We start from the raw sequence: 10,908 nt of genomic DNA, 5'->3' as shown, positions 1-10,908 counted from the left end.
CGAGCGGGTGCAAATGAATTGCTTTGCCCTCAACCAAGACTGGCTCAAAAGCCTGGATGGATAGGCGGTGTAGGGTTGGTGCACGATTAAGCAGAACAAGGCGGTCTTTAATGACCTCGTCAAGTACGTCCCAAACAATGGACTCACTACGATCGATAGCGCGCTTTGCACCCTTGATATTTTCAACACGGTTGAGTTCAACCAAGCGACGCATTACAAAAGGCTTAAACAGCTCGAGCGCCATGGTAGAAGGCAGACCACACTGGTGTAGCTTGAGCTGAGGGTCAACAACAATGACCGAACGGCCAGAGTAGTCAACACGCTTGCCCAGCAAGTTTTGACGGAAGCGGCCCTGCTTGCCCTTAAGCGCTTCGGCAAGAGATTTGAGGGGACGACCACCACGCCCAGAGACGGGACGACCACGACGACCATTATCAAAAAGTGCGTCAACAGACTCCTGGAGCATGCGCTTCTCATTGTTGACAATGATGGCGGGAGCGTCGAGGTCCAACAGGCGCTTGAGACGATTGTTGCGATTAATGACTCGACGATACAAATCGTTGAGGTCGGAGGCAGCAAAACGACCGCCGTCAAGCTGAACCATAGGACGCAGATCTGGCGGAATAACAGGGATAACATCGAGAATCATATCTGCAGGATCGTTACCACCCTTGAGGAAAGCATCAACAATCTCCAGACGCTTGACAGCGCGATCCTTCTTTTGCTTTTGAGAATTCTCATCAGCAATGATGGCCCGAAGCTCCTCGACCTCAGTATCAAGGTCAACATTGCGCAAAAGCTCGCGGACAGCCTCAGCACCCATTCCACCCTTGAAATAGATGGAGTAGTAATGCTTCATCTCAGTAAAGAGTGACTCATCGGAGATGAGCTCACGGGGCTCCAGCTGCATGAACTTGTCATATGCCTCACGACGAAGCTTCTTTTCGTCCTCATACTCAGCCTCAAGGTCGGCACATCCTGCCTTAACCTCCTCAGCAGAGAGTGGCTCAACTTCGCTAAACTCATCATCTGTTGCTTCGCCCTGAGCAATAAGACGAGCAATCTCGTCATCGCGCTCGGCATCAAGCTCCTCAAGATCGGCGGCGAGCTCTTCTTTTAGATCCTCTGCGTCAGCCTCACGAGCCTCGGTATCAACTTCGGTAATCACATAGCTGGCAAAGTAGAGGATGTTCTCCAAATCCTTGCTCTTGACATCAAGAAGACGAGCCAGGGGGAAGGAAGCAGGGCTCTTGAAATACCAGATATGAGACACAGGAGCTGCCAGCTCGATGTGACCCATGCGCTCGCGACGAACCTTGGAGGTTGTAACCTCTACGCCGCAACGCTCACAGGTAATACCCTTAAAGCGGATGCCCTTATACTTGCCGCAGGCACACTCCCAGTCCTTGACAGGACCAAAAATCTTCTCACAGAAAAGACCATCTTTTTCGGGCTTGAGCGTGCGGTAGTTGATAGTCTCCGGCTTCTTTACCTCACCGTACGACCAGCTACGCACCTGGTCTGCAGAGGCAAGAGAAATCTTGATCGCGTCGAAATCGGGTGTATCGAAATCTGCCACGTTCGCTACTCCTTATCGTCGATGCTGTTGGAGGCCAAAACAGGCTCCGCGGCGGGAGCACCAATGAGATCGTCTGTGCTGTTTGCAAAAGCAAAACTATCAACAACAGACTTGACCTGATCCTCGGCGGAAACCGGGGTGATTGGTGCCTGCTTTTTATAGGTAATAGGTTCAATGTTGAGAGCCAAAGAGCGGATCTCCTTCACCAGAACCTTGAAAGACTCAGGAATGCCAGAACTAGGGATATTTTCGCCCTTGACAATGGATTCGTAAGTCTTGACACGACCATTGGTATCGTCAGACTTGACGGTAAGAATCTCACGGAGGACATTTGCTGCACCGTAAGCGTACAGTGCCCAAACCTCCATCTCACCAAAGCGCTGACCACCAAACTGAGCTTTACCACCCAAAGGTTGCTGGGTAACCAAGCTGTATGGACCCGTGGAGCGAGCATGAATTTTGTCGTCTACCATATGGCCGAGCTTGAGGATATAAGAGGTGCCCACCGTAATGGGATTCTTGAACTTCTCGCCCGTACGGCCATCGTAAAGAGGCATTTTGCCCATATTGTTAAGCTGCGGGATAAAGGCCAAATCCTCGGCATTTGCAGCATCCATGTGCTCGCCGTACATACGCTTAGCCTTGTTCATAATGTTGATATTGGAACGATGCTGAGCCTCGGAAACCTCGACGTCGGACGCGCCGTCAAAGACAGGCGTCGAGATGTAGAAGGGACCCTCAACCACCCTATCAGAATCAGCGTTGTCAATATCCCAACCATGAGCTGCAGCCCAACCAAGGTGGCACTCAAGCAACTGGCCAACATTCATACGAGAAGGAACGCCCAAAGGATCAAGCAACACATCGACAGGCGTACCATCTGCCATGTAAGGCATATCTTCTACCGGCAAGACATTGCAGACAACACCCTTGTTGCCGTGACGGCCAGAAATCTTATCGCCCTGCTGAATCTTGCGACGTTGCGCGACAAAGACGCGGACAAGCTCATTAACTCCAGGCGGGAGGTCATCGCCAGCCTCACGGCTAAAGCGGACCACGTCAACAACACGACCATAAGCGCCATGGGGCATCTTAAGGGAGGTATCGCGGACATCGTGAGCTTTGGCGCCAAAGATTGCGCGAAGTAAGCGCTCCTCGGCGGTCAGCGCAGTCTCGCCCTTGGGGGTAACCTTACCCACCAAAATATCGCCAGGACGGACTTCAGCGCCGATGCGAATAATGCCATCGTCATCGAGGTTGGCAAGCATGTCCTCAGAAAGGTTAGGAATCTCGCGGGTAATTTCCTCGGGACCGAGCTTGGTATCACGTGCATCAATTTCGTGACGAGAAATGTTAACCGAAGTGAGCAGATCTTCATGCACAACACGCTCAGAAACAATAATGCCGTCTTCGTAGTTATAGCCTTCCCAAGGCATGTAGGCAACGGTAAGGTTGGCACCCAGCGCCAGCTCACCATGGTCGATAGAAGGACCATCAGAGAGCGCATCACCCACCTCAATCTGCTGACCCACCTGAACAATAGGACGGTGATTGATGCAGGTGGACTGGTTGGAACGCTGGAACTTGGGAAGCTCGTAGGTCTCAGGACCCTGAGCAGTATCAAGCACTACATGGGAAGCATCAACCTCAACCACCGTGCCAGCATGCTCGGCAACAATCAACTCACCAGAATCCTTAGCAGCACGGTGCTCAAGACCAGTGCCAACAAAAGGAGCAGTGGTGCGCAGCAAAGGCACAGCCTGACGCTGCATGTTTGCACCCATCAAAGTACGCTTTGCGTCATCGTGCTCCAAGAAGGGGATGAGATTTGCTGCGACAGAAAGCATCTGACGTGGCGAGACGTCCATGTAGTCGATTTCCTCAACGGGCACCTGCTCGGGCGCACCGAAGGAACCGTCAAAGTTGCGGGTACGAGCAACTACCGCATCGGGCTCATAGATCTCGCCGTTGGAGTGCAGCGCAACAAAACGACCAGTCTTGGGGTCTGTAGGAACATCAGCGGGAGCAATCTTGTGATTCTCTTCCTCGTCTGCCGTCATCCAATCAATTTCATTGGTAACCTTACCATCTACAACGCGACGATACGGAGCCTCGATAAAACCGTATTCATTGACATGCGCATACAGAGCAAGCGAGCCAATCAGGCCAATGTTGGGGCCTTCGGGTGTCTCGATGGGGCACATGCGAGAATAGTGAGAGTTGTGAACGTCACGAACAGCAGTCGGCACATTGGTACGACGGCTGGAGCCAGACTTATGACCTGCAAGACCGCCAGGTCCAAGCGCTGATAGACGACGCTTGTGAGTCAGACCCGACAACGGGTTGTTTTGATCCATAAACTGAGACAGCTGAGAAGAACCATAGAACTCTTTGATAGCTGCCACGATGGGACGAATATTAATCAGCGACTGTGGTGTGATGTCATTGGGATCTTGGCTAGCCATACGCTCACGAATGACACGCTCCATACGGCTCATACCAATACGGAATTGGTTTTGCACAAGCTCGCCAACGGTGCGCACACGACGGTTGCCAAAGTGGTCAATATCATCAAGTGTGTGATCTGCTTCACCGGCATGCAGTGCAAGCAGGTACCTAAGAGCAGTCACGATGTCTTCAGCAGTAATGATACGAGAATCGCCATCAAGACCAAGCTTCTTGTTGATCTTGTAACGACCCACGCGCGCAAGGTCATAGCGCTGGTTGTTGAAGAAAAGGCCATCGATGAGCGAGCGAGCAGACTCAACCGTGGGAGGCTCACCCGGACGCTGACGACGATAGATCTCAAGCAGAGCATCATTGCGATTGGTAGAGACATCGCGCTCAAGAGTGCTGCGAACAACGTTAGAATCACCCAACAGATTCAAAATCTCGTCATCGTCCTCCGCGATGCCCAATGCACGCAGAAAGACGGTTGCAGACTGGCGACGCTTGCGGTCGATAGAAACTACCAAATGACCGTGCTTATCGATCTCAAACTCCAGCCATGCGCCACGAGCAGGAATAAACTGCACGTGATGTACGTCCATACCATTGTCAACCTCATGAGAGAAGTAGACGCCAGGCGAGCGGACAAGCTGGGAGACAACGACACGCTCGGTGCCATTAATGACAAAAGTGCCACGCTCGGTCATCAGGGGGAAGTCGCCCATGAAGACGAGCTGCTCTTTAATCTCGCCAGACTCTTTGTTGAGGAAGCGCACATTGACAAAGAGAGGTGCCTGATAGGTAATATCCTTGGCGCGGCACTCGGCAATAGTTGCTGGAGCATCACCAAACTGATGGTCACCAAAGGTAACCTCCATTGTGCCCGCAGAGTTCTCAATCGGAGAGAACTCAGAGAGCGATTCGGCGATACCATCGCCCATGAAACGCTCGAACGACTCCTTCTGAACTGCGATAAGATTAGGCAGCTCCATAGACGCGGGAATCTTGCTGAAGCTAACCCTGCTACGCTCGGACTGCAGACGCTGGGAAGATTTTGCGGTAGACACCAGGCGTATCCTCCTTAAAAGAGTAAAAGATGGCACTTTTCGCAATCTAATAAAGTACCGAAGAGTTCCTCTTTCGTCAAGAATTTGCTTGACTTTATTGGAGAAAAATACTAGAAGAGCGTTTTCGCAGGTCAACTGTGGAGGCGATGTGTCGGCATCTTGCCTGTTTTGCCATGCTTACCACGCCTGTACGGCGTCGGAAGTTTGCCTGCTTCGTCACGCTCATTTTGCCATGCTCATAAACAGTATCGGCAGTTTGTCCATCCCGCCATCTCCATTTTGCCATGCTCATAAACAGATGGAGCATCTCTCGGTTTTCAAAATGTTTTTACCTGGGCTTTTGTCGGCCGCAAGACCGAAGAACGAACCATCTATAGGATAAGTGACCGAAGGATGAACCATCTACGGTTGGGCGACCTAGTAACAATCCGCAAATGAGCCGCAAATGATTCGTCACAAAAACAGAGTCCGAGATAAATCCCGGACTCTGTGTTCGGTGAGGTCCTCGTGGCCTCAGTCACGAGCTTTCACCCGCAAAAGCAATATGTTAAAAGAGCAAATTTACTTCAGGGTGACGGTGGCACCAGACTCCTCGAGCTCCTTCTTGGCAGCCTCAGCGTCGTCCTTGTTAGCACCCTCGAGCAGGACTGCGGGAGCGGACTCAACCTTCTCCTTTGCCTCCTTCAGGCCAAGGCCGGTGAGCTTGCGGACAACCTTGATGACAGCAATCTTGTTGCTACCGAAAGCGGTAAGCTCAACGTCAAAGTTGGTCTTCTCCTCCTCAGCGGGAGCAGCAGCGCCAGCTGCAGGAGCAGCAGCAACAGCAACGGGAGCAGCTGCAGAAACGCCAAAGACGTCCTCCAGCTCGTGAACCAGCTCAGAAAGCTCGAGAGCGGGCATCTCCTTTAGGGCCTCAATGATCTCTTCCTTGGTGACAGCCATGTCATTTCTCCTTTTATGGTGGGCACGCAGGTGCCCTGGTTAACAACAAATGCGCTTTGCGCGCGACGTACAATCATACGAGCTATGCAGCGTTCTTCTGATCGGCGATAGCCTGAAGGACCGTGGCAAGGCCTCTTGCGGGACCTGCAGCGACCTGGGCAATACCGGACAGCGGGCTGCCGATAACGTAAACGAGCTTAGCGATAAGTTCATCACGACTGGGCAGTTCTGCATAAGCCTTGGCACCCTCGGCATCAAGAGCCTGGCCATCAGCAATAGCGCTGATAAACTCGATCTTTCCGAGCTTCTGGGCCTGCTCCTTCAAAGCCTTTGCGGTATCGACAGGATCCTTGTCAAAGAAAACATACGCACAGGTACCCTGCAACGACTCGCTGATGTCGGGCTTACCTGCCTCTTCGAGAACAATCCTGACAATGTTGTTCTTGTAGACCTTCATGTGTGCGCCCGCCTCGGTGAGGCTACGACGCAGCTGCTGGGTCTGCTTGACGGACAGTCCGCGATAATCAATGACAAACAGGCCTTCAGAAGCCTCGACATCAGCCTTGATCTTCTCGAACATGTCCTTGTTGGACTGAGCTGGCATGAGTTACACCTCCCTTGCATGCAATCGGGCACGCGCCGCCGGTGCTGGCGGGCCCTGCATACGCAAAGACCCCACCTGGCGTGCCAGGCGGGGTCTTAGAAAGTACATTCTAATGACCACCTCGGCAGGCGGGTCTCCCCTTTAAGCCTTGCGGCACCGGCTGTCTCTGGCAGCGGACGTGCTTTTTACCGTTAGTCATTCTTGCACGCAAGACACAACCCGTCAAGTCGGAGGTTTTGCGTGCCGACGAAATGCTGCAAAGGGTCACAATTTCTGCGTGTTTCGAGTGCGCTGCATTAGAGACCACTGCGTTATGAGGCAAGTCATACTAGCAGTTTTACCTAAGGATGGCAGATAAAATGACAGAGCCAACGCTGCGCACAGCCGAGGCGCTCTGCTTGACAAAAAAGAGCCCCGCAGTTCTTAGATGAACTGCGGGGTGCTAAAGCTTGCATATGCGAAGCCGAGACTTAGGCCTCGAGGAAGTCGCGCGTAATGGACGAGTCAATCTTGATGCCAGGGCCCATGGTGGAAGAGACCACAACAGACTTGACATAACGACCCTTTGCAGAAGAGGGCTTCACGCGCAGCAGCTCGGTGAGGAGAGCGCCATAGTTCTCTGCAAGTTTGGACGCCTCGAAGGAAACTTTGCCCATGGCAACATGGCAGATGCCATAGCGGTCAGCACGATACTCAACACGACCAGCCTTAAGCTCACTCACCATCTTTGCAACGTCCATGGTGACCGTACCCAGCTTGGGGTTGGGCATCAAGCCACGGGGGCCAAGTATACGGCCGAGACGACCAACTTTGCCCATCATATTGGGAGTAGCGATGACTGCGTCAAAGTCGATGTTGCCCTTTTGAATCTCAGCAACAAGATCATCAGCGCCCACGATGTCAGCGCCGGCCTCCTGAGCCTCGCGAGCCTTCTCGCCCTCAGCAAAAACAGCAACGCGGACAGACTTGCCGGTGCCATTGGGAAGGCTGATAGAGCCACGAACGTTCTGGTCGGCCTTACGGGTATCAACACCTAGGCGAATTGCAATGTCAACGCTCTCATCAAACTTTGCGCCTGCAAGGTCTTTGACGAGATTCATTGCCTGCATGGGGGTGTACAGCTTGCTTGAATCAAACTTTGCTGCAGCCTCGTTGTATTTCTTACCGTGCTTTGCCATTGTTCCTCCTTGTGGTCAACGGGCGGCGTGCCCTCCCACATCAACACTCGCTCACGGCCAATCCGCTTGCGAGAAAAACTACTACATAAAGCTACTCAGCAATGGTGACGCCCATGGAGCGAGCAGTGCCCGCAACAATCTTTTTTGCAGCATCGATATCATTAGCATTGAGGTCGGGCATCTTAATTTCAGCAATCTTGGTCAGCTGCTCGTCGGTAAGCTGGCCCACCTTGTCGCGCTGGGGTACGGCAGAAGCGCTCTTGAGACCAAGCTCCTTTTTGATAAGAAAGGCTGCGGGAGGAGTCTTGAGAACAAACTCAAAAGTACGATCCTCAAAAACAGTAATCTCAACGGGCACTACGTCGCCCATCTTGTCCTTGGTCTGCGCATTGAATGCCTGGCAGAACTGCATGATGTTAACCTGAGCAGCGCCCAGTGCAGGACCAACGGGAGGTGCAGGATTTGCCTGACCAGCGGGAATCTGAAGCTTAATAAAGTGTGTAACCTTCTTTTTGGGCATTGGATGCCTCCTGTGTAAGTCTCGAACTTGCTATCTGCAAACGGGTACGAGAAGCAATCCTCACCGATGTCGGACCCGTATTGAAGCCAAACTACTAATTAATCGAAGCAACCTGATCCATGGTGAGCTCGACGGGCGTCTCGCGACCAAAGATGGTAAGCATTACCTTGATCTTGCCAGACTCAGGCATAATTTCAGACACGGTACCGTCAAAATCAGCCAAAGGACCAGAGACAACGTGAATGGACTGACCTACCTCAATGTCGGTGGTTGTAATCTTGGCGGGAGCAGCAGAATCGCTGCGAGGATTGATGCGACGCATAATCTTGTTGTACTCGCTACGACGCAAGGGTGTAGGCTTGCCGCCAATGCCAGCAAAACCCGTTACGCCAGGGGTATTGCGGACAACAGCCCAGGTGTTGTCATCAATCTCCATGCGCACAAGGACATAGCCAGGAAAGACCTTCTCGTCCTTGGTGATACGCTCGCCACCTTCCTTGAGCTTGGTAACCTCCTCCATAGGAATCTGGATATCAACAATCTGATCCCTCATGTTGTGGGTATCAATACGGTGCTCAAGGTCAGTTTTGACTTTGTTTTCATAGCCTGAATAGGTGTGAACGACATACCAACGCTTTGCCATGACTACCCCCTCAGGCCCGTAAAGCCAACCAATATGGAGACGAAGCCCATATCAACAAGCCAAACACAAATGCCAAAGATAACTAAGGTGACAATAACGCCAACAGACCAATTGCGTAGCTCGTCCTTAGAAGGCCACGTGACGCGATGCATCTCAGACCGCACATCGGCAAAATAGTTGCGAATGCGGCCAAAGAAACCAGTCTTTTTTGCTTTGGCGGGTTTTGCAGCCTTAGAAGACGAAGACTTGGCAAGGCGCTGCTTTGCCTTGGGCTCCTCTGTGCTTGCCGCAGCCTGAGCCTCGGCAACCCTCTCACGCTCTGCGGCGCGGGCTTTGCGGACGCTTCTCTTGTTACGATCCTTGTTCGACATTCGCGAACCTCTTCCGGGCTCTCATGGGTAAAACTTCGTCTTTATCATGCAAACCGGCCAGCACCCAAGGGGTGATAGCCGGTGGTATTTCTGGCAGGCCAGGAAGGACTCGAACCCTCGACATACGGTTTTGGAGACCGTCGCTCTACCAACTGAACTACTGGCCTATGTATGACCCTATTTTAGCGGGTCTCCCTGTGAAGGGTATGCTTGTGACACCACGGGCAATACTTCTTCATCTCAAGACGATCAGGGTTGTTCGACTTGTTCTTCTTGGTGGTGTAGTTGCGACGCTTGCACTCGGTGCAGGCGAGAGTAACCAGTGTACGCATAACTCCTCCTATTACAAAGCCACAAACGTGACTCGTTAGTGACGCGGTTGAAAACATTAGCAGCTTATGCAGCACTTTGTCAAGAAATGATTAGTCTGCTTGCATACATCACAGAATTATCAAAGCTTGGAAGTGCACAGCTGCCCTTGTAGAGGGCCGCATGAGGTTCAAGGCAAGCTCTTTTACAAAATGTTAGGTCCTAGATAGATCTGCTTCCTAAGGGATAGATCTACTTCCCTACTCTGGCATAAAAAAACCCGGCACCACAGGGATGCCGGGTTAGGACTATCTACAAAAGTACTAGCTGATGATGGTGGAAACACGACCGTCGCCGACGGTGTGGCCGCCCTCACGGATAGCGAACTTGAGGCCAGGCTCCATAGCGATGGGGTGAATCAGGTCAGCCTTGATGGTGACGTGGTCGCCAGGCATAGCCATCTCAACCTTGGTACCGTTAGCGTCGGTGAGCTCCTGAATGTCGCCAGTGACGTCGGTGGTGCGGAAGTAGAACTGAGGACGGTAGCCAGAGAAGAACGGCGTGTGACGACCACCCTCGTCCTTGGTCAGAACATAAATCTCACCGGTGAATGCGTGGTGAGGAGTAACGCTACCGGGCTTGCAGAGGACCTGACCGCGCTCGATGTCCTCACGCTTGACACCACGGAGCAGGATACCAACGTTGTCGCCAGCCTCGCAGAAGTCCATGGTCTTACGGAACATCTCGATGCCGGTAGCAACAGACTTCTGGGTCTCCTTGATACCAACAATCTCGACAGGCTCGTTGAGCTTAAGCTCGCCGCGCTCGACACGACCGGTAGCAACGGTACCACGACCAGAAATGGTCATGACGTCCTCGATAGCCATCAGGAAGGGCTTCTCGTTGTCACGGGCAGGCGTGGGGATGTAGGAATCGACTGCATCCATGAGCTCCCAGATGCACTTGTACTCAGGAGCATCGGGATCGGTGCTGGTGGACTCAAGAGCCTTGAGAGCAGAACCACGGATGATGGGCAGGTCGTCTCCGGGGAAGTCATACTCGGAGAGAAGGTCACGGGTCTCCATCTCAACGAGCTCGATAAGCTCGTCGTCATCGACCATGTCGCACTTATTCAGGAAGACGATGATGTAAGGAACGCCGACCTGACGGGCGAGTAGGATGTGCTCACGAGTCTGGGCCATGGGGCCGTCGGTTGCTGCGATAACGAGGATTGCACCGTCCATCTG

General features: G+C 52.6%; 9 protein-coding genes, 1 tRNA gene, 1 pseudogene and 1 other annotated feature. All 11 genes and pseudogenes read right to left on the bottom strand.

The window, feature by feature from the left end; translation table 11 throughout:
* A pseudogene (locus Q0X25_RS05335) lies at positions 1–1,579 on the bottom strand (DNA-directed RNA polymerase subunit beta'); the annotation flags it as partial.
* 5 nt (positions 1,580–1,584) lie between these two features.
* Positions 1,585–5,094: a DNA-directed RNA polymerase subunit beta gene (locus tag Q0X25_RS05330; RefSeq protein ID WP_298579595.1), complete on the bottom strand. Its 3,510-nt coding sequence runs from the start codon at positions 5,092–5,094 to the stop codon at positions 1,585–1,587.
* Positions 5,095–5,655: 561 nt separating this feature from the next.
* On the bottom strand, positions 5,656–6,036 hold the full coding sequence (gene rplL / locus Q0X25_RS05325) for a 50S ribosomal protein L7/L12 (RefSeq protein WP_021626915.1): 381 nt from the start codon (positions 6,034–6,036) through the stop codon (positions 5,656–5,658).
* An 82-nt stretch (positions 6,037–6,118) separates the two neighbouring features.
* Positions 6,119–6,640 (bottom strand): 50S ribosomal protein L10, encoded by a 522-nt coding sequence (gene rplJ, locus Q0X25_RS05320; protein ID WP_298579592.1) that lies wholly within the window; start codon positions 6,638–6,640, stop codon positions 6,119–6,121.
* A gap of 54 nt (positions 6,641–6,694) precedes the next feature.
* Positions 6,695–6,828: a sequence feature (ribosomal protein L10 leader region), on the bottom strand.
* 282 nt (positions 6,829–7,110) lie between these two features.
* Complete coding sequence (gene rplA, locus Q0X25_RS05315; protein WP_298579590.1) at positions 7,111–7,818, bottom strand: 50S ribosomal protein L1; 708 nt, start codon at positions 7,816–7,818, stop codon at positions 7,111–7,113.
* 91 nt (positions 7,819–7,909) lie between these two features.
* The gene (gene rplK / locus Q0X25_RS05310; RefSeq protein WP_298579587.1) at positions 7,910–8,338 is read right to left on the bottom strand and encodes a 50S ribosomal protein L11; all 429 of its coding nucleotides are present in this window, start codon (positions 8,336–8,338) and stop codon (positions 7,910–7,912) included.
* Between the two features lie 94 nt (positions 8,339–8,432).
* A complete protein-coding gene (gene nusG, locus Q0X25_RS05305) occupies positions 8,433–8,981 on the bottom strand; it encodes a transcription termination/antitermination protein NusG (protein ID WP_298579584.1) in 549 nt (182 codons plus the stop codon).
* A gap of 2 nt (positions 8,982–8,983) precedes the next feature.
* On the bottom strand, positions 8,984–9,352 hold the full coding sequence (secE, locus tag Q0X25_RS05300) for a preprotein translocase subunit SecE (protein WP_298579581.1): 369 nt from the start codon (positions 9,350–9,352) through the stop codon (positions 8,984–8,986).
* Between the two features lie 91 nt (positions 9,353–9,443).
* Positions 9,444–9,519 (bottom strand) — tRNA-Trp (locus Q0X25_RS05295).
* 15 nt (positions 9,520–9,534) lie between these two features.
* On the bottom strand, positions 9,535–9,684 hold the full coding sequence (rpmG, locus tag Q0X25_RS05290; RefSeq protein WP_021734649.1) for a 50S ribosomal protein L33: 150 nt from the start codon (positions 9,682–9,684) through the stop codon (positions 9,535–9,537).
* A gap of 300 nt (positions 9,685–9,984) precedes the next feature.
* Positions 9,985–10,908 (bottom strand): elongation factor Tu (locus Q0X25_RS05285; protein ID WP_298579577.1); only part of this gene is annotated, 924 nt, incomplete at its 5' end.

This window comes from uncultured Olegusella sp. (genome assembly GCF_947253395.1).
GTDB lineage: Bacteria > Actinomycetota > Coriobacteriia > Coriobacteriales > Atopobiaceae > Olegusella.
The sequence above is the reverse complement of the archived record's forward strand: the minus strand, read 5'-3'. Positions and strand labels throughout refer to the sequence as shown.

Coding starts and splice junctions, on each gene's coding strand:
- secE (WP_298579581.1), bottom strand. CDS start 9,352: ATGTCGAACAAGGATCGTAACAAGAGAAGCGTCCGCAAAGCCCGCGCC.
- nusG (WP_298579584.1), bottom strand. CDS start 8,981: ATGGCAAAGCGTTGGTATGTCGTTCACACCTATTCAGGCTATGAAAAC.
- rplK (WP_298579587.1), bottom strand. CDS start 8,338: ATGCCCAAAAAGAAGGTTACACACTTTATTAAGCTTCAGATTCCCGCT.
- rplL (WP_021626915.1), bottom strand. CDS start 6,036: ATGGCTGTCACCAAGGAAGAGATCATTGAGGCCCTAAAGGAGATGCCC.
- rplA (WP_298579590.1), bottom strand. CDS start 7,818: ATGGCAAAGCACGGTAAGAAATACAACGAGGCTGCAGCAAAGTTTGAT.
- rpmG (WP_021734649.1), bottom strand. CDS start 9,684: ATGCGTACACTGGTTACTCTCGCCTGCACCGAGTGCAAGCGTCGCAAC.
- rplJ (WP_298579592.1), bottom strand. CDS start 6,640: ATGCCAGCTCAGTCCAACAAGGACATGTTCGAGAAGATCAAGGCTGAT.